The 24,331-nt window shown below is 69.5% G+C and carries 17 protein-coding genes and 3 pseudogenes; 9 read left to right on the top strand and 11 right to left on the bottom strand.

Going from position 1 to position 24,331, the window contains the following annotated elements; all coding sequences use genetic code 11:
• From ACGFYU_RS03000 to ACGFYU_RS02985, 4 genes are all read left to right on the top strand, one after another.
• The gene (locus tag ACGFYU_RS03000; protein WP_393825438.1) at positions 1-1,062 is read left to right on the top strand and encodes a TniQ family protein; all 1,062 of its coding nucleotides are present in this window, start codon (positions 1-3) and stop codon (positions 1,060-1,062) included.
• 113 nt (positions 1,063-1,175) lie between these two features.
• Entirely contained in the window at positions 1,176-2,360 is a 1,185-nt protein-coding gene (locus ACGFYU_RS02995) for an ABC-three component system protein (RefSeq protein WP_393825437.1), read from the top strand.
• Positions 2,353-2,829 carry a three component ABC system middle component gene (locus ACGFYU_RS02990; protein ID WP_393825436.1) on the top strand — a complete coding sequence of 159 codons (477 nt, stop codon included), beginning with the start codon at positions 2,353-2,355 and terminating at the stop codon, positions 2,827-2,829. Before ACGFYU_RS02995 ends, ACGFYU_RS02990 begins: the two co-directional genes overlap by 8 nt.
• A 4-nt stretch (positions 2,830-2,833) precedes the next feature.
• Complete coding sequence (locus tag ACGFYU_RS02985; protein WP_393825435.1) at positions 2,834-4,798, top strand: DUF3732 domain-containing protein; 1,965 nt, start codon at positions 2,834-2,836, stop codon at positions 4,796-4,798.
• Positions 4,799-4,997: 199 nt separating this feature from the next.
• On the opposite strand, the gene ACGFYU_RS02980 is transcribed toward ACGFYU_RS02985, so the two are convergent.
• Positions 4,998-5,309 (bottom strand): hypothetical protein, encoded by a 312-nt coding sequence (locus tag ACGFYU_RS02980; protein WP_393825434.1) that lies wholly within the window; start codon positions 5,307-5,309, stop codon positions 4,998-5,000.
• A gap of 106 nt (positions 5,310-5,415) precedes the next feature.
• Positions 5,416-6,577 (bottom strand): annotated as a pseudogene (locus tag ACGFYU_RS02975) (IS3 family transposase).
• Between the two features lie 53 nt (positions 6,578-6,630).
• Here ACGFYU_RS02975 and ACGFYU_RS02970 point away from each other — a divergent pair.
• Entirely contained in the window at positions 6,631-7,740 is a 1,110-nt protein-coding gene (locus tag ACGFYU_RS02970) for an IS630 family transposase (RefSeq protein ID WP_393825471.1), read from the top strand.
• Here the strand turns inward: ACGFYU_RS02970 and ACGFYU_RS02965 are convergent.
• The 5 genes from ACGFYU_RS02965 to ACGFYU_RS02945 all read right to left on the bottom strand — a co-directional run bounded on the left by ACGFYU_RS02965 (position 7,730) and on the right by ACGFYU_RS02945 (position 15,669).
• Entirely contained in the window at positions 7,730-8,059 is a 330-nt protein-coding gene (locus ACGFYU_RS02965) for an immunity 53 family protein (RefSeq protein ID WP_393825433.1), read from the bottom strand. The genes ACGFYU_RS02970 and ACGFYU_RS02965 overlap by 11 nt on opposite strands.
• Positions 8,060-8,228: 169 nt before the next feature.
• The gene (locus ACGFYU_RS02960; protein ID WP_393825432.1) at positions 8,229-9,494 is read right to left on the bottom strand and encodes an IS701 family transposase; all 1,266 of its coding nucleotides are present in this window, start codon (positions 9,492-9,494) and stop codon (positions 8,229-8,231) included.
• Positions 9,495-9,559: 65 nt separating this feature from the next.
• Complete coding sequence (locus ACGFYU_RS02955) at positions 9,560-12,517, bottom strand: hypothetical protein (RefSeq protein ID WP_393825431.1); 2,958 nt, start codon at positions 12,515-12,517, stop codon at positions 9,560-9,562.
• On the bottom strand, positions 12,518-14,380 hold the full coding sequence (locus ACGFYU_RS02950) for an HSP90 family protein (RefSeq protein ID WP_393825430.1): 1,863 nt from the start codon (positions 14,378-14,380) through the stop codon (positions 12,518-12,520).
• A gap of 311 nt (positions 14,381-14,691) precedes the next feature.
• Positions 14,692-15,669 (bottom strand): hypothetical protein, encoded by a 978-nt coding sequence (locus ACGFYU_RS02945; RefSeq protein WP_393825429.1) that lies wholly within the window; start codon positions 15,667-15,669, stop codon positions 14,692-14,694.
• A gap of 210 nt (positions 15,670-15,879) precedes the next feature.
• Here ACGFYU_RS02945 and ACGFYU_RS02940 point away from each other — a divergent pair, with 210 nt between their 5' ends.
• Positions 15,880-16,992, top strand: coding sequence for a hypothetical protein (locus ACGFYU_RS02940; RefSeq protein WP_393825428.1), 1,113 nt, complete (start codon positions 15,880-15,882; stop codon positions 16,990-16,992).
• 325 nt (positions 16,993-17,317) lie between these two features.
• On the opposite strand, the gene ACGFYU_RS02935 is transcribed toward ACGFYU_RS02940, so the two are convergent.
• On the bottom strand, positions 17,318-18,994 hold the full coding sequence (locus tag ACGFYU_RS02935; RefSeq protein WP_393825427.1) for a protein kinase: 1,677 nt from the start codon (positions 18,992-18,994) through the stop codon (positions 17,318-17,320).
• Positions 18,995-19,490: 496 nt separating this feature from the next.
• On the opposite strand from ACGFYU_RS02935, the pseudogene ACGFYU_RS02930 reads away from it, so the two are divergent.
• Positions 19,491-19,751: pseudogene (locus tag ACGFYU_RS02930) on the top strand (nuclear transport factor 2 family protein); the annotation flags it as partial.
• Between the two features lie 120 nt (positions 19,752-19,871).
• Here the strand turns inward: ACGFYU_RS02930 and ACGFYU_RS02925 are convergent.
• From ACGFYU_RS02925 to ACGFYU_RS02915, 3 genes and pseudogenes are all read right to left on the bottom strand, one after another.
• Positions 19,872-20,075, bottom strand: a complete 204-nt coding sequence (locus tag ACGFYU_RS02925; protein ID WP_393825426.1) for a hypothetical protein — start codon at positions 20,073-20,075, stop codon at positions 19,872-19,874.
• Between the two features lie 135 nt (positions 20,076-20,210).
• A pseudogene (locus tag ACGFYU_RS02920) lies at positions 20,211-20,312 on the bottom strand (glutathione peroxidase); the annotation flags it as partial.
• Between the two features lie 48 nt (positions 20,313-20,360).
• Positions 20,361-21,338, bottom strand: a complete 978-nt coding sequence (locus tag ACGFYU_RS02915; RefSeq protein WP_393825425.1) for an NADPH:quinone reductase — start codon at positions 21,336-21,338, stop codon at positions 20,361-20,363.
• An 89-nt stretch (positions 21,339-21,427) separates the two neighbouring features.
• On the opposite strand from ACGFYU_RS02915, the gene ACGFYU_RS02910 reads away from it, so the two are divergent.
• Both ACGFYU_RS02910 and ACGFYU_RS02905 read left to right on the top strand, forming a co-directional pair.
• Positions 21,428-22,522: a glycogen-binding domain-containing protein gene (locus ACGFYU_RS02910; RefSeq protein ID WP_393825424.1), complete on the top strand. Its 1,095-nt coding sequence runs from the start codon at positions 21,428-21,430 to the stop codon at positions 22,520-22,522.
• A gap of 11 nt (positions 22,523-22,533) precedes the next feature.
• The gene (locus ACGFYU_RS02905) at positions 22,534-24,330 is read left to right on the top strand and encodes a GMC oxidoreductase (RefSeq protein WP_393825423.1); all 1,797 of its coding nucleotides are present in this window, start codon (positions 22,534-22,536) and stop codon (positions 24,328-24,330) included.
• The last annotated feature ends 1 nt before the right edge of the window (position 24,331 follow it).

Below are 24,331 nucleotides of genomic sequence, written 5' to 3'. Positions count from 1 at the left end.
ATGCCGCGCCGCCACCACCAGGCCCCGCGCGCCAGCATCTTGCGCCTGGCCCCCATCCAGTGGGAAACCACGGTCTCCTACCTTCAACGCCTGGCCCGCCGCCATCACATGGACACCGCAGAACTACTCCGCGGCATCGGCATCCCCGGGCCACTCCTCCACCCCGAATGCACCAAACCCCACGGCCCTTACCGGAGCATCGAGCTGTACCTCAACGCCCCTAGCCGCCAACTGATCGCCGACTTCGCAGGCATCCCCGACGAGCACCTCGCCCACGCGCTCCCCGCATGGAACCGCTACCGCGACAAGCCCGACCCCCAATCCGCCCGCGCCCGGCTCCGGCTCTCCTCCGCATACGCCGTCACGGGCTGCCCCCGCTGCACCCTCGCCCGCACCGGCCAGACCCACCCCATCCCCCAGTACCTCCCAGACACCCACCTCATCTGCCAACGCCACCACCTCTGGATGCTCGGCCGCCACACCCTCACCGGCACCCGGCTCCCGGTCGAGCACGCCGACCTCACGCGGACCCCCGAGATCCTCGCCGCCCACCGCATCCACATCCGCCTCCTCCGACGCTGGGGACCGGCCGCCGACCACGCCCTCACCCAGGCCATGAACCTCACCGAGGCCTGGCGACGCAACGCACCAGCCGACGAACGCATCTGGCCCGCACGCGCCCGCCGCATCGGCAACAACAAACGCCCCCGCCTCTGGTACGCCCTCGCCCGCGAAGCGATCACCTACCCCGAGACCATCGCCCTCGCCCAGTTCTTCACCCACCACCCCCGCACACTCCACGCCCTCGAACGCCCCGGGCGCACCCACCCCCTCCACACCGCCATCGCCACCCTCCTGGGCCGGCCCTGGCTCGAAAACCCAGCCCTCTACCCAGACCACTTCGGCAACCGCATCACCTACACAGCCGACCGCCACCCCTACCCCCGAAGCCGGTGGCCCTACCGGCACAACCCCTACAACCCAGGCCCCACAGAACTCACCAAGCTCGGCTACCAACCACCCCACCCAAGAACAAAACCCCACGGATCCCGGGGCAGGTAGCACCCAGGAGAAGCCACTTCGAGCCCGCACAGGACAACATCTAACGTGCGTAACTACGTTCGATTAGTGTGGTGTTCTGGACAGGCCAACATCGGAATCGGGAGACTGAGGGCATGGCGTCCTCCGCACATGAGGCATCGGCGTCCGCCCTGGGCTACCTCTTCCAGGCGCAGTTCGCTCTGCTCGAACTGCTGCGCGGACAAGAGGACCGGCCTGACGGGGCGATCAGCCTGGAACTCCACGACGACGTCGCGTGGGAACATGACGGCCGGCCCATTGACCTGCTGCAGGTCAAGCATCACATCCGCGGCGTGCGAACTCTCGGCGACAAGGACGACGACGTCTGGCGGACCATCAAGTCATGGATGGACACCCACGCCCCCGGCGACGAGAACGGCCCTGCACTGACTCTGGTCACCACCCAGCAGGCGCGCCCAGGGACAGCGATGGCCGCGCTCAAGGCGCCGGCTCCTGCGTCCGCCGAGGCGCTGAAGCTGCTGACCGCCGCGGCTGAGGAGTCGACGGCCGCAGGGACCGCGGACGCACGGGCTGCTTTCTTGGAACTCCAGCCCGCACAGCGGGCCGTCTTCGTCCAGCGGATGCGGGTCATCGACGGCACCCCGTCCATCGACGACCTCGACGCGCAAGTGCGGGTGAAGCTCAGAGCCGCACTCCCCGACGGGCATGGCGACTCATTCATGAAGCAGCTGTGGGCATGGTGGTACGAACAGACCGTGGACATGCTGCAGAAGCGGCACACCAGCGTCTCCGTGACCCGGGTGATGCAGCGCATCAGCCGCATCCGGGACGACTACACCTCCGACAGGCTGCCCACGCTCGTGGGACGTGAGGACTTCCCGGCAGAGGCCGAGGCCGAGCTTTCGGAGGCGGCCTTCGTCCACCAGCTGCGGTGGGTAGGTGCCGGCCGCCATCTGAACAAGGCGATGGTGGACTACTACCGTGCCTACACCCAGACCGTGGCCTGGCTCGAAGACGACCTCGTCGACCTCGACGAGCTGGCCCGGTTCGAAGACGACCTCTCCGACGAGTGGCAGCGGGAGTTCGAGTGGATGCTCGACGACCTGGGCGACGACGCGGGCGACCGTGCCCAGGAACAGGCCGGCAGGGCACTTCTACGCAAGACCTTGGACCAGACCCGCGTCCGGATCCGTGAGGCGTACGACGAAGCGTTCTTCTCCCGCGGCAAGCACCACGAGCTAGCCGACCTCGGCCGGATCGGATGGCACCCCGACTTCGAGGAACGGGTGAAGAATCTGATCAGGGCCGCGCGTGCCTAGCTGGACGCGGAGGCCGCAGGCCAGCGCCGCCTTCCTCAACCCCGCCCTCATAGCCGCCATTGCCGCCACCGCGGCACGCGACTACGAGCGGGAGGCCTCCGACAGGCTGATGCCATGGCCCATGGCCTTCGTCTTGGCCCCGTTGGTTCTTCACCGGCCCACACGGCGGGCACTGCCCACCTCTACGCGCACCCACCTGACGAACTGGGTGGCAGAACACCCAGCGCTCGTCGCCGGCCTCGCCCCACGCGGCACCTCCCTGGCACCCGCAGTACGAGAAGGCCTGCGGTTCGGCCTCCGTCACCGGATGCTCGCGATCGAACAAGGCTGCCTCAAAGGCACCCTGGCACAGTCCCGTACGGGAGGTGAGCTTGCCGATCTCATCAAGGCCGCCTCGCTGATAGGCCGCTGGACAGCCAAGTCAGAAAACCCTTCGACCGTATTTGCGCTGTTGGGCGTGAGACCCTGAGCGGGTGCAGATCCGGTCGATCATCCTCTACAGCAAGAGCGGCGAGAAGCGCGTCCTGGACTTCCGGCTTGGCGAACTCAACATCGTCACCGGCACCTCCGAGACAGGCAAAAGCGCACTGCTCGACATCGTCGACTACTGCCTCGGCAGGGACGAGGCCACTCTCCCGGTCAGCCCGATCTTCACCACCGTCGCCTGGTACGCCGTCATCCTGCAGCTGGCCGACACCCGCGTACTCGCCGCACGGCCGGCACCTGGCCCGACGGCCAAGTCCGTCACCAACGCCATGTTCGAGGTCGGCAGCGACCTTGGCGTCCCGGAGCTGGCGGACCTGCGCATCAACACCGACTCCACCCAGCTGCGCCAGCAGATCGGACGCCGGATAGGCATCGGAGACACCCGCAGTGAGCCTGCGGCCGGCAGCCTGGCCACCCCTCTCAGCGCCAATCTCGGTCACGCCGTCATGCTCTGTCTGCAGAACCAGGACGAGGTCGCCTCCAAGAGGATCCTGTTCCACCGCCAGAACGAAAACAAAATCCCCGAAAGCCTTAAGGCCACGATCCCGTACTTCCTCGGCGCGGTCCCGGAAGACCAGGCAGCACTCCAGCAGCAGCTCCTCCAGGCCAAACGAGCCCTGCGCAGCGCGGAGAACCGCCTCAAAGCCGCCCAAGAAGCAAACCAGAACGTGGAATCACAGCTGCAGTCCCTCCTGGGCGAAGCCCGCGTACACGGACTCCTCGCCGACGATGCCTTCATCAGCCCGGACAGGGACGTCGTCATCGAGGCACTGCAGCAGGCCTCCTCCTTCCGGCCGACGCGGCACGACGGAGACGAAGAGCAGCGTCGGCAGGAGCTTGTCCTGGGCGAACAGTCCGCGGCTCTGCGCCGGCAGCTACGTTCCCTGGCAGAAGAGCGCCAGCTCCTGAACGACCTGGAGTCCCAGGCCGCCGGCTATAGCGGGGCCGTCAGCCGCGGTATGTCACGCCTGTCCGCACTCAGCCTCGTACCCGACGGCTTCCCCGGAGAGCACAGCTGCCCCCTGTGCGGAAACGAGCTCGCTGAGCCCGACCCCACCATCGGCGACATGCACACCACGCTCGAAGACCTCCGCAGCCAGCTCGACGCGGTCCAAGCAGTCCAGCCACGGCGCGAACAGGCCCTGCGCGAGATCGAGCAGACCGCCATGGGTCTCCGTGAACAGCTCCGCGGCATCGAAGGCGCCCTCAGCGTCATCGTCGAACAGCGCTCCGAGCAGGCCGGCCTCCTCGGGCAAGCCGAGGCCCAGGCCTACACCCGCGGCAGGATCAGCGCCTACCTGGGCCAGATCAGCACCACAACCGGCCGTGGACACCTCCAGCGACTGCAAGCAGACGTCGACATTGCGCAGCAACGCGTCCAAGGACTCGAAGCCCAGCTCGACAGCGAAGCCATCGACGACAAACTCACCCACATCCTCGGCTACATCAGCGGCAAGATGAGCAGCCACGCCAAATTCCTGAGACTCGAGCACGGCGACGGCCTGGTCCGCCTGAACCTGAAGAAACTCACCGTCGTCACCGACACCCCGAACGGCATCACCGAACTGCTTCGCATCGGCAGTGGCAAGAACCATGTCGGCTACCACCTTGCCGCCCATCTCGCCCTCCATCAGTACTTCACCGCGAACAGCCGGCCCGTACCCCGCTTCCTCATGCTCGACCAACCGACCCAGCCCTACTACCCCTCCGACATGGCCAAAGCACGAGGACGACTGGAAGACCTCGCCCTCGACGAAGACCGCGTGACCGTCACCGGCCTCTTCAAGCTCATGCACCAAGTCGTCACCGAACTCGCCCCCAAGTTCCAGATCATCGTCAGCGACCACGCCGACCTGCCACACCCCTGGTACCAAGACTCCGTCCGCTACAACTGGCGCGGCGGCGAAAAACTCATCCCCACCACCTGGCTCGACACCAACCCCACCCCGTAGCCCCCGCCCCACATACCGGGGAGCAGCGAAACTGCGCAGTGCTCAACCCACCTGCACAGCAACCCCCGGAGCCAGAAACCCCGCAGGCCAGACGACCGGAACGTTCCAAGCCTGCGCAGAATCAGTGAGCCAACACAGTCGCTGAACCACTCAATCAAACTGGACAACCCCAGGTCAGAAGCCGGACAACTGCTCACATTCACTGACCGGCGACATCCACCCGGGCCACCACCCGCAGCGCCTCCTCCAACACCTCCGCGGCCGTATCTGGAAGGCCGGCAGCGGACGGGCCCGCAGGCGTCAGGGCGCGGACGGCCGCGACCATCTCCCGCAGATGCACCCGCGCCGCCACCAGCTCGCGCAGCACATCCCCCGCGTCCCTGGAGACCGGCACCAGGACCTCCTGCGCCACAGCCATCACCTGCCGTCCCGCCCACGACGCGGGCGACATCCCCTCCCGCGCCGCCGCCTTCACGACCTCCAGCTCCGCATCGTTGAACGACAGATTCACCCGCCGCCCACGCGGTGCCGACGTCAGCCGCTCACGCCGCCTCGCCCCGCCACCCAACCCCTCACTCACCGAAAGGGTTTGGTGCAGGTTCGGGTGACAGGTTCAGTCACGCCGCCTGGAGGGCCGGTGTGGTCATGACGGTCTCGTATTCGACGGGGGTCAGGCGGCCGAGTGCGGCTTGGCGACGACGTCGGTGGTAGGTCCGCTCAATCCACGTCACGATGGCGATCCGCAGTTCCTCTCGGGTGATCCAGCGTCGGCGGTCGAGGACGTTCTTCTGCAGCAGGCTGAAGAAGGACTCCATGGCCGCGTTGTCGCCGGCTGCCCCGACTCTCCCTATCGATCCGGCCATGCGGTGGCGGTCGAGCGCCCGGACGAACTTCCTTGATCGAAATTGCGATCCGCGATCGGTGTGCAGGATGCATCCGTCGACGTGTTCGCGCCGTGCCACGGCGTTGTCCAGGGCGGTCACGGCCAGGCGGGACTTCATCCGAGCGTCGATGGAGTAGCCCACGATCCTGTTGCTGAACACGTCCTTGATCGCGCAGAGGTACAGCTTCCCGTCGCTGGTGGCATGTTCGGTGATGTCGGCGAGCCACAACCGGTTCGGGCCGGCCGCGGTGAAGTTGCGGCTCACGAGATCGTCGTGGACCGGCGGTCCGGCCTTGCCGCCGCGGCCGCGTTTCTTGCCGAACACGCTCCACCAGCGGTTGTCCCGGCAGATCCGCCAGGCGGTGCGGTCGGCCATCGCCGCCCCGCTGCCGCGTGCTTCGTCGGCCAGGAACCGGTAGCCGAACTCCGGGTCCTCGCGGTGGGCGTCGAAGAGCGCGTTCGCGCGATACGCCTCAGCGAGGGCGGCGTCGGGCACCGGCTTGTCGAGCCAGCGGTAGTACGGCTGCCTGGCGAGCTTCAGCACCCGGCACTCACCGAGACGGGCGTCCCGTCCGCGGCCAGCTCCTTCACGAGCGGGTAGATCCTTTTCCCGGCAGATGCGCCTGCGACAGATAGGCCGCGGCCCGACGCAGGACCTCGTTCTCCTGCTCTAGCAACTTGATCCTCCGACGCGCCTCCCGAAGTTCCGCGTGCTCCTGGCTGGTGGTCCCGGGCTTGGCCCCGTCGTCGATGTCCGCCCGGCGCATCCACTTCCACAGCGTCATCGGATGGACCCCGAAGTCGGTGGCGACCTGCTCGACTGTCACACCCGGGCCGCGGTTCCTCGCGACCCGCACGACGTCCTGGCGGAACTCTTCCGGATAGGGCTTGGGCACAGCGACATCCTTCCCACTTGCCCTACAGGGCAAGCCAGATCAGATGTCACCCGATAGTGCGGCAGACCCGACTGTCTGAGGAAGAGGGGCAGAGGCTGCAACAGGTCGTGCGGCGGGGCAGTACCAGCTCGGTGCGGTTCCGGCGGGCGATACTGCTGCTGGCCTCGTCCGGCGGCAGCACGGTCCCGGTGATCGCGCGGCTGGTGCAGGCGGACGAGGACACCGTGCGTGACGTGATCCACAAGTTCAACGAGATCGGGCTCGCATGTCTGGACCCTCAGTGGGCGGGAGGCCGTCCCCGCCTGCTCAACCGTGACGACGAGGACTTCGTCGTGGTGACGGCCACCACCCGCCCGACCAAGCTCGGCAAGCCCTTCACCCGCTGGTCGATCCGTAAGCTGGCCGATCACCTGCGCAGGAACATAGCCCGGCCCGTCCGGATCGGCCGGGAGGCCATGCGCTGCTTACTGGCCCGCCGCGGGATCTCCTTCCAGCGCACCAAGACCTGGAAGGAGTCCCCGGATCCGGACTTCGACGCCAGGCTCGCCCGTATCGAGTACGCGATCAACGAGCGTCCCGACCGCACCTTCGCGTTCGACGAATTCGGACCGCTCGGCATCCGCCCCACCGCCGGCTCCTGCTGGGCCAAACAGAGCCGCCCCGACCGGCTGCCGGCCACCTACCGCCGCACCCACGGGATCACCTACTTCCACGGCTGCTACTCCGTAGGCGACGACCAGATGTGGGGGATCAACCGGCGCCGCAAGGGCATCGACCACACCTGGGCCGGCCTGCGGTCGATCCGGGCCGCCCGTCCGGACGGAGCCCCGATCTACGTGATCCTCGACAACCTCTCCGCCCACACGAACGGACGGATGAAGCAATGGGCGGCCAAGAACAAGGTCGAGCTGTGCTTCACCCCGACCTACGCCTCCTGGGCCAACCCCATCGAGGCCCACTTTGGACCCCTGCGGCAGTTCACCCTCGCGAACTCGAACCACCCCAACCACACCGTCCAGACCCGGGCTCTGCACGCCTACCTGCGCTGGCGGAACAAGAACGCCCGTCACCCCGATGTCCTGGCTGCCCAACGACGCGAACGCGCCAGCATCCGCAGCGAGAAAGGCATCCGCTGGGGCAGCCGCCCCGCTCTCACGGCGTGACGGATTCGCCAGTCACGACACTCACAGTCGCCCAGGCTCTGAACAGCGTGAGGGCCTCAGTCAGATTGCCGGGCCCGCAGGCGGCATGGAACGCCTTCTCAGATGTCCAGGCCATCACCCAGTCATGCTCACTCCGCATGACCCGCTGTCGGGGGTACTCCCGGTCTGCGAGGTCCGTCTCCTCAAGATCAACCTTGACGTTCCAGCCCGGGTTGTCGAGCGTCTCGATCGCCACACCCCACTCGTGCTCCCAGTCACCATCGCACTGTGAGCTGTACCAGCTCTGCAACCAGTCAAAGACGTTCTCGGATTCGGGCATAGACGCAGGCTATGCGAACGGCTGATGAGCCGGTGAACCATCCCGGTCACAGCACTATTAGGGCTTGGTCAGGTTGGTGTTGGGCTGGGTATGTCGCGGTGACAGGTCGGGCAGGCGCCGGCCCAGGTAGCCAGGAGAGTCCGGAGTTCTCGGACGACTTGGTAGAGGGTCAGGCCGGCGCCGTGTCTTTGGGGGCTCTGGCCCGTCGCTGGAGGGTGCAGAAGGCGTGTGCGACGGAGACGAGGGTGACGTGGTGGTGCCAGCCCCTCCAGGTCCGGGCTTCGAAGTGGGCCAAGCCGAGTGCCTGCTTCATCTCGCGGTAGTCGTGCTCGATCCGCCAGCGCAGTTTCGCCAGTCTCACGAGAGTGGTCAGCGGCGTGTCCTCGGGCAGGTTCGAGAACCAGAACTGCACCGGCTCCCGCTCTCTGGCCGGCCATTCGGCCAACAACCAGCATGCGGGAATCTCCGGCCCCTCGACCGCCTTGCGGATCTCACGGCCGGCGGGACGGATCCGCAAGGCCACGAAGCGTAAGTACATCCGCTTGAAACCGCTGCGACCCGTGCCGGGCCGGGAGCCCTCGCGCCACTGCACCGGCCTGGCCGTATGCTTCCCCGCATCGATGACCAGCGATTTCACGCTCCTTGCCGGCTCGGGATACCTCGCCGCCGGCGGGCGGCCGGTGCCGCTGTAGGAAGGAGTGAGCGGGACCGCGTCGCCCGGCTGAGCGGTCACGGTCGTGGAGACACCCACCACGTAGTGCAGTCCTCGTTCCTGCAGGCCGAGGCGGAAGGCAGCGGTGTCCCCGTAGCCGCCGTCGGCGACAGCGACGGGAACGTCGATGCCCCACGAGCGGGTCTCGTCGACCATGTCGAGCGCAAGCTGCCACTTCTCGACATGACCCGCCTCCGGCGGGATGCCGCATGCCGTGCGGCGGGCAACCTTGGCGGGATCAGCTTCCGGCGAGGCCGGGTCCCAGCTCCTGGGCAGGAACAGGCGCCAGTCGACGGCCGCGGATGCGTGGTCGGAGGCCAGGTGGAGGGAGACACCGGCCTGGCAGTTGGTGACCTTGCCCGCGGTTCCGGTGTACTGGCGTGTCACGCAGGCCGAGGCGTCCCCGTCCTTGAGGAACCCGGTGTCGTCGATGATGAGCGCGGTCGGTTTGATCACCGGCTGCATCCTCCAGGCCAGCCTGGCCCGGACATGTGCCGGATCCCATGGACTGGTGGTGACGAAGTGGGCCAGGGCCTGCCGGTTGCCGTCCTCGCCCAGCCGGGCGGCCATCGGCTCCACCGACTTGCGACCGCCGTCCATCAGCAGACCACGCAGATAGACCGACCCCCACCGACGCTGATCCACCCGCCCGAACGGCTCGAACACCTCCGCCGCGAAATCCTCCAGATCACACCGGACCGCAGCCAACTCCCCAGCCAACATGCCCGGTCAACGACATCACCAGTCACACAGACACGCCACCAGCGAGGGAACCTGACCAAGCCCTACTATCGCTTCGTGTAGTCCTCGCGGAGGGCGTCGAGGATGTGGGCGGCTTCCGGGAGGTCCGCCGCGTGGCAGCGGGCGGCGGCCGTGGTCAGGCGGGCCACCGCGTCCTTGAAGCGGGCGAGGCCGTTGCCCTCGATGAGGGCCGCGATCCGTACCGCTTCGGCGCGCGGTACCTCGCCCTGTTCCCCGCCTTCCTCGTAGGCGGCGATGGCGGCCTCCGCCTCGGCCAGGGCCTGCTCGAAGCGTTCGGCCTCCGCGAGGACGCGGGCGCGGCGGTAGTGCACGTTGCCCCGTTCGTACCAGACGGCGAAGTGGTCGGTGTCTTCCGGTACGGCGGCGAGGAGGGCGTCGGCCTGCGTCAGGTGGTCCAGGGCCGTGTCCAGGCCTTCGGGTCCCCTGGCCTGCAGGGTGAGCCGGGCGAACTCGCACATCATGTGGATGATCAGGGGTTCGTTCGGTCCCTCGGCGTGCGCGGCGACGGCGCGCTCGTACGCCGTCGCGGCCGCGTCCCAGCGGTCGGCCATCGCCAGCGCGGTCGCCGCCTCCGACGCCACCAGGGTGAGGACCCGGCGGTCGTCGTCCCCCTCCCACGCGGCGACGGTGTCCGCGAGCCGCAGGAACTCCTCGGCCGCGGGCAGGAACTCCCCCAGTTCCCGCAGTCCGCGCGCCAGGGTCAGGCGCGCCTGGGCGAGTGCCCGCTCGTCGCCCGTGGCCGCGGCCTCACCGGTGAGGACGGATTCCAGGACGGCGACGGCGTCCGCCTGTCGGCCGTCCCGGGCCAGGACGTCGGCGAGCTGGAGCCGTACGTCGGTGGCAGCGTCGTGCGCACCGTCCTGGTCGAACCGCGCGGCCGCCTCCGACAGGTGGCGCACCGCGCCGCTCATGTCGCCGAGGTGTGAAGCCGCATGCCCGAGCAGACCGTACGTCGGGGCCGCCGCGAAGTCGGTGTCGTCGTACCGTGCCGCGTCGGCGAGCGCCTGGTGGAGGAGTTCCACTGCCTCGGCAGGCTCCCCCTTGCCGAGCATCAGCTGGGCGAGCAGGGCGCGCGGGCGCGCGCCGCGCCAGGGCCGGCCGGAGGCGTCCACGGCCGCGAGGGCGGCCCGCAGGCCCTCCTCGGCGCGTTCGGTGTCACCGGTGCGGGCGGCCAGGTCGGCGGTGAACTGGAGCGCGTTGGCCACCTGGTGGGGTACCGACAGGCGCTCGGCCTCCGCCCGTAGTGTCCCGGCGCGTTCCTCAAAGCGTTCCATGGCGGAGCCCGTGGGCTCCGGCAGGGTCCGCGCAGCCTCCTGATAGGCGGCGAAGGTGGCCGCGTAGAGCACGGTGAGGTACTCCAGCTCGGTCTCGGAGGGCCCGTCGGATGCGGAGGGGGAGTCCGTGTCGGGCGTCAAGGGGGCTTCCGCCTTGCGGAGTTCCGCCTCGGCCAGGACGGCGTCGAGTGCGGTACGGCCCGCCTCGTGGTCGGCGTCGTCGGAGACGCTCAGCCAGGCCAGGCCGCGGGCGCGTGCGGAGAGCGCGTGCCAGGGCATGTCAAGGCCCTCGTACAGCTCGGTCGCCCGCTCCAGCTCGGCGGTGCCCTCCGCGCTGCGGTCCTCCTTGGTCAGCCGGTAGGCACGCTGCTCGGCGAGCTCGGCCTGCAGCAGGTCCTCCGGGCCGAGTTCGTCGTCGTGTGTGGCGCTGCCGTCGGCGAGGCGCTCCTCGATGCGGGTCCAGAGCCGGGTGGCGCCCGGATGCCCCTCGATTTCGAGGCGGCGTGCCTCGCGCACCAGGGCGACGAAGTCCTGGGGAACGTCCACTCCCACGGGGGACGCGTGGGCTGTGCCGGCCGTGGTATTCGCGGCGGAGGGACGGCTGAGGGACGTACGCAGGCCGAGCGGCAGCGGCTCGGCGAGCAGCGGGCGCTGTTCGAGACGTCTGCGACGCGTGTCCCCGACCGTGGTGGTGGCGTTGCGCGCGTCGAAAGCGGTGGTGAGCCGGTCCGCTTCGGCGCGGACGTGGGCGAGCAGTTCGCCGGCGGTCCAGTTGCGTCCGGGCGGGCCGGCGACGGCCGCTTCGCTGTGTCCGTCCTCGGCGAGGCGGGCGAGCAGTACTTCGGCGCCGGTGAGGAAACCGAGGTGGTCCAGGGGTGCGCCGGTCGCCTCGAACAGCGGGCGGTTCTCCGCGAGGATCTCCAGCCCCCGCCCCTCGTTGCGGGAGAGGGCGCAGAACTCCAGGTGGAGGCCGACCTCGTCCTGCATGCCTGTGTTGCCCCGGACCAGGCGGTAGCCGGTGAGGTGGTGGGAGCGGGCTTCGTCGGTACGGCCGGCGCGCAGCAGCGGCAGGAGGGCGCGCGCCTGGCTCATCTGCGGTTCTTCGGTGCAGGTTGTCGCCCCGCCGAGGACCGGCTGCCAGATGTCCAGCGCTCCGGCGTCGTCGCCCGAGGTGACCTGGTGCTCGGCAAGGTAGCGGACCTCGCAGGCCTCGCAGTCGCTCAGCTCCGTACGGGGGCGGGTGACCCAGAGGTCGTAGGCATCGGCGCGGCCTTCGCCCGTGTGGTGCGCGATGTGGTAGCGCATCGCCGCGACCGGCTGCATGCCGTGGTCGGCGTCCGCGTAACGGGTGCGCATCTGCTCGATCCACCCCTGGATGGTGGCCAGGGGCATCTCGGGTACCTGGAGCAGGGACGTCGTCACCCACTTGAAGCGCCAGAAGACCTGGTGGGCCTCCCACTGGCTGAACGCTTCGGGGGCGGTGTCCCAGAGCTTCAGCACCCGGGCGAACACGACGGGCGACTTGCGGTGCTCTCCGGTGTGCTCGTACGCCGTCATCAGTTCCAGGAGGGCGGTGACGAGGACGTCGGGCTTGTCGAAGGGTTCGGCCGCCTCGACGAGTTCCTCGGCGGTGACGGTGCGCTGCAGGCCGTGGGGGCGGTCGTTGTTCTCGCGGAGCGCTTCGACGACGGCCTCGGGGGTGTCCAGCATCTACAGTTCCTTCCGGGGCTCGGAGCCGGGTGCCGTCGTACCGGTGTGGTGCATGGCATGGGTGAGCAGGCCGATGAAGGCCCGGTTGAGCAGGGCGCTCTCGCTCGCGCGCAGGGGGCGGCGGCTGAGGAGCAGGGCCTGGCCGTAGAGGGCCTCGGCGGTCGTGACGGCCAGGCCGCGCTCGTCGATGGTGATGGCCTGGCGGACCAGCGGGTTGAGGTGGTTCAGGACGAGCTGGGCGCGCGGGGTCTCCTGGCGCAGCGAGCCGAGGATGTCGGCCCACAGGCCGTCGCTGTCGGCGGCAAGGCTCGACCTGGTCCGCTCGTGGCGGGCGTCCCGGTTGTCGAGGAGCAGGGCGGGGGCGGTGACGGGCTGGAAGTCGCGCAGGACGACGTCGCAGTCGTGGATGCCGATGGTCTCGCGGGCGACGGCGAGGAAGGCCGCGGCGCGCAGTTCGGCGGACGGATCGACGGCGTCGAGGTGGGCCGTGACGGTGGCCGGGTCGAGGTCGGTGACGGCCGTGCCCGGTCGGATCTCCGGCAGCCGGTGCACGAGGTCGCGGTCGTAGGTGTAGCCGCCGTTGACGACGCCCAGTCCGGCGGCCGAGGCGATGGGCGCGACCTGGCGGAACTCCTCGACGCTACGGGTGACCAGCAGGGTCGGGTGCGTCCGCGCGAACTCCTCGAGGGTGACGTTGCCGTCGGTGGTCTCGAACGGCAGCCACGGCAGCACGATGCGCAGCAGCTCGTCGTCGTAGCGGGCGAGCGCCTTGACGGCGAGGTGGTGCGTGTCGATGAAGCGGTGCAGCAGCGACGGGTCGCTGGCGGCGAGCCCGGTGAGCCAGTCGCGGATCCGGTCACCGAGGGCGTCCCGTACGGCGGAGAGGGTGCCGTCCTCGTACAGGGCCTCGCGGGAGGCCGTCGGCCGCAGGCTCGTGGTGTCGACGACGCAGCGTACGAAGAACGCCCACTCCGGGAGCAGTTCGGGCGCCTGGTCCGTCAGGAGCATGCCTTTGAGGTGCACGCGGTGGCCGGCGCGCTGGGCCGGGCTCACGGCCGTGGGCAGGACGTAGGCGACGCCGCGCAGCCCGGCGGCCGGCAGGTCCAGCTCGATCGTGTCGAGGGGGGTGAAGTCGAAGAGGCTGCGGCAGTAGGCGGTCATCGCCTCGCGGCGGGCCAGCGGGGAGCGGTGGTCCTGTTCCCACGGGGGTGTTTCGTTGATCCGGTGGGTCTCGCCGTGCGGGCCGAGGACGGTGACCTCGTGGCGCAGCAGTCCGCCGTAGTGGCGGGCCAGGGAGACGACCTGCTGCGGGGTGGTCCACTCGGCGTTGTCGGCTCGCGGGGTGAGGCGGACGGTGGTGCCGGGCTCGGGCACGGCCGAGGCGGGCAGGGTGCGGATGGTGTAGCGGCCGTCGGAGTGGCCGCGCCATTCGACGGCGGGAGCCGAGGGGTCGGCGGCGGACCGGCTGAGCACGGTGATCTCGTCGGCGACGACGAAGCAGGCGAGCAGTCCGATGCCGAACTGGCCGATGAAGTCGCCGCGGGCGGCGTCGACGCCGGCGCCGTCCAGGACGCCGTCGGGGGTGCGCTTGGAGCTGCGGCCGATGGTGGCGAGGAAGCGGTGGACGTCGGCCTCGGTCAGTCCGATACCGGTGTCCGTGACGGTGAGGGTGTCGCCGGTGCGCACCGTGATGGTGGCGGGCGCGCCGGGGGCGGCGGCCTGGCGGGCGGTGATGGCGTCCACGGCGTTCTGCAGGAGCTCGCGCAGGTAGACGCGGGGGCTGGAGTAGAGGTGGTGGGAGAGCAGGTCGACCAGGCCGCGCAGGTCGACCTGGAAGGTGTGTGCAGTCTCTGAGTTGGGCACCTGGCGGAGTCTTTCGGTGGGCCGTGCGCCGCGGGCGGCGTGGGCGGGTGAGCGGACGAGAGGGGTACGCGGGCGTGTGGCGCGGTGGGGACCGGGCTGAGGCGTTGGGGCGGTTGGCGGATGCCCAGCGAGCGGGGTACGGGGGTCCGCGTACGGGCGGGGCCGGGGTCCGGGGCAATGGCCGTCGAGGCCGGGGCGATGCTGCCGGGACGGTGGGCCGGCCGCGCTTTCGCAGCCGCCGTGGTCCACCGGTGCCCCGGGCCCCCGGTGCCCCCGCCGCCCCGCCGAACCCCAGCCCGGGTGTCAGCGGCTCAGCGGCCGATGGACGAACGCTGCTTGCGGTAGGCCGCGGCCGGGTCGGAGCCGTTCAGGTAGTACCAGGGGAACTCCGTCACGCGTCCGTCCGTTATACCGAAGCACTCGCGGGCGGCGTCACGGTCCCCGGCCAGGGAGAAGGCCATCGCGAAGGTGTTGAGGACCTGGATCCACCCTCCGTCACGCACGAAGTCCGGATGCCGGAAGGAGTGGTCGGCCGCCTCCCGCAGGGACGCCGTGACCTCGGGCCGCCGCATGTAGGCGGCGTCCGGTCCGGCGTCGAGGGAGAGCCAGTGTTCGAGGTGGGCGATCGCGACGAGCTGGCCCAACTGGGTTCCGGCCGGAGCGCCGAACGCGGACGCGCGGGCGAAGGCATGCATCTCCTCGTGCGATCCGCCCCACTTGTCGCACACCTGCTGCAGCTGCTGCTGGTGCGCTCCAAGGTGCCCAGGGTCGCGGCGCATCGTCGCCTCGAAGCGGCGTCGCGCGGTCGTCTGCCCGACCTGGAGGCCGCGGCCGGTGATCTGGAGGCCGTACCAGGGCGAGGTCCACAGCGGCTCGCGCTCCGCGACCTCGTACAGGTACTCCTCGGCGGTACGCAGCCGCGCGTGGAAGACTTCGAACTGCTCGCGCGAGACGTCCTTGGCCCGGGCCGAGGTCCGCGCCTCCCAGCCCCAGCTGATGTGGCGGATCCCGGCCACGAGCCGGGGCAGGGCTGCCTCGGGCTCCGCTTCGAGGACACCGGCGATCCACCGCTCCACCCCATCGGTGTCGCCGACGGCCCACAGCAGCTCGGTCCGGTCGCCGCTCTCGGGACGCGCTTCGAGGACCGCGCGTACGGCGGACCAGTCCGCTGCCGCGGCGGCCTCGCGCACGCGCCGTACGTCGGGATCGCCCGAGTCCTCCTGGACCCGCGCAACGGGCTTACCTGCCCATTTCCCCAGCGTGAGTCCCCATTGACGGAGCAATGCCATGCCCCCACCCCTTATTGCGTTCGAACGGGGAGGGCGTTGATCACCTCCCGTAGGGGTAGTGACTATCACGCGGCACCGACAATCGCACATCCGTTTCCCGATACCCCCACACGTGGCCCGACCCGACGCCCGTGCACCCTGCCCCGACCTCGCCGTATCGATGACCTGGGCTATTGCGGAGAGTGATCGATTCGGGAATCATTCCCCGCCGTGAACATCCTCCTCGCCGTCGCACTCGGCGTGTTTCTCCTCGTGCTCTACCTCCTCTTCACCATCCCCGGCCGTGTCGACCGTTGGGTCGGACAGCACTTCGTGGCGTCTGCCTACGGCCTTCCGCCGCGTGAGCAGCTCGACAACCGGCGCCCCGGTCCTCCCCCGTCGGCAGAACGGGGAGAGGAGCGGCAAGCCGTGGCCGACGCCGCGTGGGAAGGGGACTGGAGTGCCGCCGCGCGGTACGTCCGGGCAGCTGGCGAGGACTGGGACGAGCGCTGGGCCCGGCTGGAGCTCCTGCAGCAGATCGCCCGTCAGGACGACGCCTGGCTGGACGCCTGGCGCGCCGCCGAGCCCGGGAACTGCGACGCGGCAACCCTCCACGCGCGCGTCATGGTCCAACGCGCCTGGGAGATCCGGGGCAGCGCCTACGCACACGCGGTCCCGACCGAGGACATGAACCGCTTCCGCGCCATGCTCCCGGCCGCGATCGAGGAAGCCCGCGAGGCCGCACTGCTCGACCCCGCCAACCCGGGCCCCTGGGTCGTCATGGTCACGGCGGCGCGCGGAGCGCAGTACGGCCGCTCGCAGTTCAGACCGCTCTGGGAGGGGCTCATCGCCCGCGCACCCCACCACTACGAGGGGCACTGGCAGGGCCTCCAGTACTGGTGCGCCAAGTGGTACGGCAGCAACCGGCGGATGATGCTGTTCGCCCGCCAGGCAGTCCGCAAGGCCCCTTCCGGCAGCCCCCTCGCCGGGATGTACCTGCACGCGCTGAACGAGCTCACCGAACGGTCCGCCGCTCGCGCGCTGCCCGTCACGCCCATGACGAGGAGACTGCTGAAGCGGATAGCCGCCTCGTTCGACCAGGTCGCGCCCGACGACGAGCGCCTGCCTGCCCTGCGCCACATGCTGGCGCACTACATGCTCCGGTCGATGATGTACGGGGCCGCCCTGGAGCAGTTCCGCCGGATCGGGCCATGGTGCGGGGCTCAACCCTGGCGCGAGGCCGGGAATCCGGTCATGGCGTTCGAAACGGCCCGCGGCAGGGCCGCAAAGCTGTCCCGGACCCGTCCCACCCCGACACCGCGGGCCTACGGGATGGCACGCTAGGAGTCGTCGTCACAGCAGGTCGCCCGGTGATGGTCACGCAGGGCAGGCCTCCGCTGGAGCCGCCTCGGAAGCCGTCCGCGCAGAGCCGGGTCCCCGCGGGGAAGTGCCGTTGCGGGTACGCCTGGTCCCGCTAGGTCCTGAACTTGGCGACGTCCTCCACCTTGGTGTTGGCGCTCCATCCGTTGGTCGTCCACACGCGGGCGCTGATGCGGTTCGGCTGCCGGCCCTGGCCCGGTCCGTGGCCCGCCTCCACACTGCGGTCGCCAGGAACGCACCCCGATTGGTCGTGGAGGCGACTACCCTCGCGATCTCGGACAGATCAGTCTCAACAGCGGGCGATCGCGCCGCCGTCCAGAGTGGATTTGTCGCCGAACACCCAGCCTTCGGTGTTCGTGCCCGCAATACGGGCGTAGATCCACTTGTTGGCATGAGCGTTGGAGACGTAGCAGTGGTAGTACACCTTCGTGCCGGAGCTGACCTCGGTCACGAAGGAGCACTCCGCGTACGGCCCGGTGTAGAGGTGGGTGGTCTGGGACGCGTGGCCGTAGCCGTCGCTGCGGTTCGAGTGGGCCCACCCGGTGCACGCCGTCGACACCGGGGTGGGTTCCTTCACCGTGGAACCGGGCGTTGCCTTCGGAGAGGCTGATGGGTTCCCGGCCGACTTGTCACCTCCGCTGCTCGGCGCAGCGCTCGGTGTTGTCTTCTTCGAGGGGGTGCCGGACGGCGTCGCGCCGGGGCTGATGGACGTCAGGTCCCCCGGGGAGCCCGGGGCGCCGGTCGTGCCCGCGGTGGGCAGCGCCGTGTTCAACCCGCCGCTGCCCTCAGCGCCTCCCGTGTCCATCAGAGCGTATGCGACGCCGCCGCAGGTGAGGATGGTGGCGGCCGCCACCGCGACGATGGTTTGGGTGCGGCGGCTCCGCCCTGAGACCGCCGTGGCACGGGTCTCGGAACGGCTGGGGTGACCGGCGGGTATGCCAGGCGCCATGCCCGGCTGCTCGGGACCCGCCCCCGGCGGAGGGGCCGCGTACGCGCCGGCCGAGTACGGGGCGAGGGGCTGGGGGGCGGGCTGGGAGAACGGCGTGACGGGGGCGGGGCCGAAGCCCGGCGGAGTGGCGGGCTGGGGCGCCGGTGCCGGCGCGGGGTCCGCCCCGCTGCCCCCGGCGACCGCCTCCAGCATCTCGCGCGCCCGCCCTGCGTCGGGCCGCTGCAACGGGTCCTTGGCCATCAGCGCCTTCAGCACCGGTGTGAGCGGTCCGGCGCGCCGGGGCTCCGGCAGCGGTTCGCCGACGATCGCGGCCAGCGTGGACCACACCGACGTACGGCGGAAGGGCGCGGTACCCTCCACGGCCGCGTACAGCGTCATGCCGAGCGCCCAGATGTCCGACGCGGCTCCCGGTACCTGGCCCTGTGCGCGCTCCGGTGGCAGGTAGTCGAGCGAGCCGACGATCTGACCGCTCTGGGTCAGCTTGGCCAGGGCCTCGTCGCCGGAGGTCTCCATGGTGGCGATACCGAAGTCGGTGAGCACGATCCGGCCGCTGTGCTCAAGCAGTACGTTGCCGGGCTTGACGTCCCGGTGCAGGACCCCGGCCCGGTGTGCCGCGTCGAGCGCGTCCATCAGCCTGGCGCCGATCGCGGCTGCTTCGCGCGGATCCAGTGAGCCGCGCTCCTCCAACACGGCGTCGAGGGAAGGCCCGTCGACCAGCTCCATGACGATGACCGGCAGCCCCTGCTCCTCGACCACGTCGTGCACCGTGACCACACCGTGGTGCCGGATGCGGGCGGCGGCCTGCGCCTCCCTCTGCATCCGGACCCGTAGATCGGCCAGTTCGGCGGGGGAGGCGTCGGTGTAGGCCCGCAGGACCTTGACGGCGACCTCGCGGTTCAGCAACTGGTCCACGGCCCGGGCGACCACCCCCATGCCGCCGCGGCCGATCATCGCGGTCACGAGGTACCTCCCGCCGAGAACCTCGCCGACCAGATCCGCACCGTTCGCCTCCGTCACCTGTCACATCCCGTTCGTCGCACTGTTCGAAATCCGCTACATGGAGGGCACCACGGTAGGGGTTCGCGCATGTGCGCGTGCGCACGGCCCCGCCTCGACTGCCGGGCCGCCACTCCCAACAGCCGGGACCACCAAGACATCTCACCCGAGATCAGGACACTCACCTGCGCGACATCCGCCTCAAGACCGAGCAGGCCGAGCAGAGATGGTTGGCTCCAACGAACGTGGCGGCAGCAGAGAGGGAAGCCATGTCAGATGGTTTACGGGGCGGCTGGCTCAGACCGCCATGCTCTTGGCCGGCTCCGTCCGACTCCCGGCCTCTCCCCCGATCGGACAGGCTGTGGGTGTCCCATGCATCATGTGCGCCGGTTCTTCCAGAGGTGGACGACATGAACGCCGGGGGCGGGCGTAGCTGCTGGGTGTTGTTCCGGGAAGCCTTCGCTTCCATGCGCGGGTCTGATAGGAGTTGATCACGCATGTTGAAACTCTCGGCCCGATGGAACGCCTGCTTGCCGAGCGGGCATGCGAGCGACTGATCATCGAGTTTGTCCGTCAGCTTGCCCCCGGGAACCCGAGCTCGGTGGCGGACCTCTTCACGCCGGACGGGATCTGGGAATGGCCCGCCGGAGATCGCCGTATAGCGGGCCGCGAGGCTCTTCGTGACTACTTCGACGGCCGGCCCGCGGACCGGCTGTCGCGTCGTATGTGCACCAACATGCTTGTCACCCTGACCTCTCCGGACACGGCCGCCACCACTGAGGTTGTTCCTGTTTGACGGACATCCGAGAACTGGGCGTGTGCCCGGGAAGGCATGTCCGTCAAACAGGAACAACCTCAGTGGTTCGGAGCTTCACGGGCAGCTTCGCGCGTTGCTCGGTCAGGCTGAGACCACCGTGCCGGTGTCCTTTCCGTTGACCTTGACACCGCCAGCTACATCAAGCACCCCACCATCGCCGGACGGCAGGACACCCTGTTCTCCGACGACGCCGTCGAACTCATCCATCTCACCAGCCGCGGCCTGCCCCGCTCGGTCAACAACATCGCCTGGCAGTGCCTCATCGCCGCCATCACCGAGACCCACGCGACAGAGTGACCACGAAGACGACACCATGTTCACCACGACCCCGGCGGCCTGACGGCCGCCGGGGTCGTTTCATCCCGCCCCGTCGACAACCAACACGTCGCCTTCATGCACATCTTCAGCGTCGCTCAACAGCTTCGAGGCGACATTCACGACGAGCACCGCCCTGCCCTTGTGGTCGGCCAGCGAGGTCGGCTGGCCGGAGAGGGTGCGCAGCGGGATGTCGTACAGGCTCATCAGGGTCTCATCCTTGTGGGACTCGTCTCAGCAGTGTGCCTGGCCGGTTCAGGAGGGCAGTGAGAGGAGTATCCGACCGTGCCCGGTGGAGGGGTGCTCCAGGGCCTCGTGGGCGGCGGCGATCGCTTCCAGGCCGAAGGTCTCCGCGATCGGGTGGCGCAGATCATCTGCCGCGGCCGCCGCGGTAACGTCCTTGATCGCCGCGCGTACGGCGTCGGGCGGGAAGTCATCGTAGCCAAGCAGGCGGACGGTGGCGTTGGCGAAGGCCAGGGGCCAGAACGGCAGCGGGGAAGCGGGCTCCGCGGTCGCGTACGCCGCGAGGGTGCCGCCCTGGGCCAGCAGCTCGGCGTCGAGCGTCACGTTCGCGTCGAAGGCGACCTCGACGATCCGGTCCACGCCGCGGCCCCCGGTGAGGTCGCGGACCCGGTCCGCCAGGTCGTCCCCGGCGGTCAGGACATGGTCCGCGCCGGGCACCGGCTCGGGCGGACCCGTCACCGTGGCGATGACCCGGGCTCCGCCGCGGGCGGCCAGGGCCACCGCCGAGCGCCCCACCGCGCCGCGCCCCCCGGCGACGAGGACCGTACGCCCGGTGACCGGCCCGTCGGCGAAGACAGCGCGGTGGGCGGTGATCCCGGGGATGCCGAGGCAGGCGCCCTGCTCAGCGCCGACCTCGTCGGGGAGCGGGCCGACACAGTGGGCGGGCACGGTGGTGTACTCGGCGGCCGTGCCGAAGGGCCGGTAACTCTGCGCGTAGGAGCACCATACCCGCCGCCCGAGCAGCTCCGCGGGCGTACCCGGGCCCAGGAGGTCGACGACTCCCGAGCCGTCGTTGTGCGGCACCACGCGCGGGTACGGCATCTGTTCCGCGCCAAGCCAGGGCCGGCGTTTCTTCACATCGCCCGGATTGATCCCGGAATACCGCAGCCGGATCCGCACCTCGCCGGGTCCGGGCACCGGTGCGTCCATTTCACCGGTCTCCAGGACTTTCGCGGCGGGACCCTTCTTCTCGTACCAGGCAGCACGCATGTAGGCAACGGTACGCGCTCCCGCCGTATCCGTGGACAAGAACCCGGTTCGCGAATAGCTTCGATGACGGTCTGCGTCGGGGGCATCTGATGGTCAATCATCCGGGGGCCGCAGTGAAAGTCGAAATCATAGAGAAGGACGATCAGTACGTCCTGAACCACTGCACCAAATACCTCGCCCGTGACAGTGAGGATCCGCGCCACGATTTCGGCCAGTACGAGCCGGGTGACGCGCGGGCCGCCGTGTGCGAGGCATGGCGGTTTCCCCTCGTCGACACGCACTGGGACGGGGCGTCCGCCGAGACGTCTTTCCCCTTCAACGACGTGACGTTCGTCCACGACGGGCGGCGCGCCGCAGCGCGCGAGGTGGAGGTCGTCGGAACCTTCGCGCCGCTGCACACTCCGATACCGCTGCGCCCGCTGATGTTCGCGGGTGAGCCGACGGGCTTGTTCGCGACGACCGTACGCGTCCCCAAGGGCCAGGTGCACCTCTACAAGTTCGCCGTGGACGGCGCGTACGGCCTGGACCCCGTGAACCCGCAGCGCGCGGTGGTCGACAACGGTGAGACCTGGTCGCGCTTCTTCACCGACGCCTGCACGGTGCCGCTCGCCCTCAATCGCGCCGAGCGGGAGGTCCTCGGACGCCTGGTGCGGCATCTGCTGCCGTTCCGCCTGGACGAGAACCGCCGCTTCATCCGCGGTGTGTACGAATCGCTGGACCGGGCCGGCCGCAGCGAGGAATTCCCGCTGTCGTACCAGCTCGACGAAGAAGTCGGCACGGTCAACTACATCGACAAAATCATCTCGCGGGAGGAACAGCACAACGCCGACGACTACCACACCTGTCTCAGGAGCATCGGGGATCTGGTGAGGGCCCGCTGCGGAGGTCTGGAACCAGCTCTGGCGCCACCCGAGGTGTATGCGGATCTCTACGCACAGATGGAGACCGAGCAAGTTCCCGGGTGGGACTACGGGCGTTATGGAAAACCCCGTAATTTCCTGTTGCTGCTGAGGCGGCACGCGATGACCGGGGCCTTTGTGCACCCGCGCCACCACGGGAATTCCGGGGCGGCCGGCTGGATGTATCTGGAGAGCCGCTTCCGCGACTCCGCGGGGGCCACGCTCTTCGACTGGCGGCGCGCCCTCGAGGCACCGCTCGGGCACAACACCGACTACCGCGGCTGACGGGGGAACGCATGACCACCGAGGTGGAACAGGTCGAGGTCGTCGTCATCGGCAGCGGCGCGGGCGGAGCACCGCTCACCCACGCCCTCGTCAGGGCCGGGCACCAGGTGGTGGTGCTCGAGAAGGGCCCGATGCTGCGCACCCAGATGCAGAGCCCCGGCGGGCTCAGCGACTTCAAGCGCGACGAGTCCTTCGCCACCGGCGCGGAGAAGCGCATCACCGTACCCGGCGTGGCCAACACCGGAGAGTCGTACTACTCCAGCCATGTGGAACCCGACCTCAACGACGAACCACACGTCTACCGGGACTCCGACGGCCAGGACCGGGTCACCATCGAGGGATACACGGCTCAGGTGGTGGGCGGCGGCACCCAGCTGTACGGCGGGGTCTCGCCCCGCTTCACCCCCGACGACCTCCGGCTGCGCTCCTTCAACGAGGGCCGCGGCGACCTGAGGGACGACCCGGGCGGCGAGGTCCGCCGCGAGGCCCGCGACTGGCCCGTCGACTACGCCGCGCTGGAGCCGTACTACACCAAGGCCGAGGAACTCGTCGGCATCAACGGCACCTGGACCGGCCAGGCCAAGGTACCGTCCGCCGACCACTACCAGCCGCCGCTGGAACCCAACCCGATCAGCCGCTACGCCGCCGCCGGCATGGACGCGCTCGGCATGCCGCGCTACCGCACCCCGCTCGCCGTCATCACGCGCGACCACGCCCCCAGCGGCCGTACCGTCCCCAAGGACCCCGACACCATCAAGACGGCCTTCGTGAACCGCTACGGCGATCCGCTCGGCCTCAAGTCCAGCACCTGGGTGTCCCTGCTCGCCCCGCTCCAGCGCGGGAGCGGCTTCGAGCTGCGCGCCAACTGCTGCGTGACCCATCTGGAGGCCGAGGGCTCCCGGGTCACCAAGGTGCACTACCGGGACCCGGCCGGCCGTGCCCGCACGATCTCGGCGCGCATCGTCGTCGTCGCCTGCTCGGCCATCGAGTCCGTACGGCTGCTGAAGCTCTCCGGCGCCGCCGACCGGGCCTTCGACCGGCGCATCAACGGCAACGGTCTGCTCGGCGCGTACTTCCTGACGCACTGCTTCGGCGGCGCGCAGTGCATCGTGCCGGAGCGCGCCGACAAGTCGAAGACCCTCGACTCGGACTGGGCGACCGACCACTGCGCCCGCACCGAGTGGATCCGTGAGAAGCGGCTGTGGGCGGGCGGGGTCATCTACAACAACACCTCCGACGGAGCCCTTCCCATCTCCCTCGCACGCACCTGGCACGCGATGGACATGGACAACATGTGGAAGGGCTACCTCTACGACACCGGCCTCCTCGGCAACGGCTTCGAGGACTATCTGGAAGCAAGCTTCGGGCGCAGGCTCTCCGTCGCCTTCATGGCCAACCAGGTGCCGCAGCGCGCCAACCGCATCGAGCTGCACCCCACCGTGAAGGACAAATGGGGCCGCCCGGTCGCCTACATCATCAAGACCTGGCACAGCCATGACCGCGCCCTGATGGACACCCTGGCCGACACCTGCCGCTCCATCCTGGAGAACGGCGGCGACATGAAGGACGTGAGCTCCGGCTCGGTCGGCGGCTCGGTCGTCCGGATTGCCAACCATGTGCTCGGCGGCGCCCGCTTCGGCAGCGACGCCGACGACTCCGTACTCGACCCGGACTGCCGGGCCTGGAACTTCGACAACCTCTACGTGACCGACGGCGCATTCATGCCGACGTCCGGCAGCGCCAATCCGACGCTGACCATCGAGGCCAACTCGTTCCGCGTCGGCGATGTGCTGCTCGGGAGGCTCTGAC

It is taken from the genome of Streptomyces sp. NPDC048337 (genome assembly GCF_043201175.1).
In the GTDB taxonomy this organism is placed as follows: Bacteria; Actinomycetota; Actinomycetes; order Streptomycetales; family Streptomycetaceae; genus Streptomyces.
The sequence above is the reverse complement of the archived record's forward strand: the minus strand, read 5'-3'. Positions and strand labels throughout refer to the sequence as shown.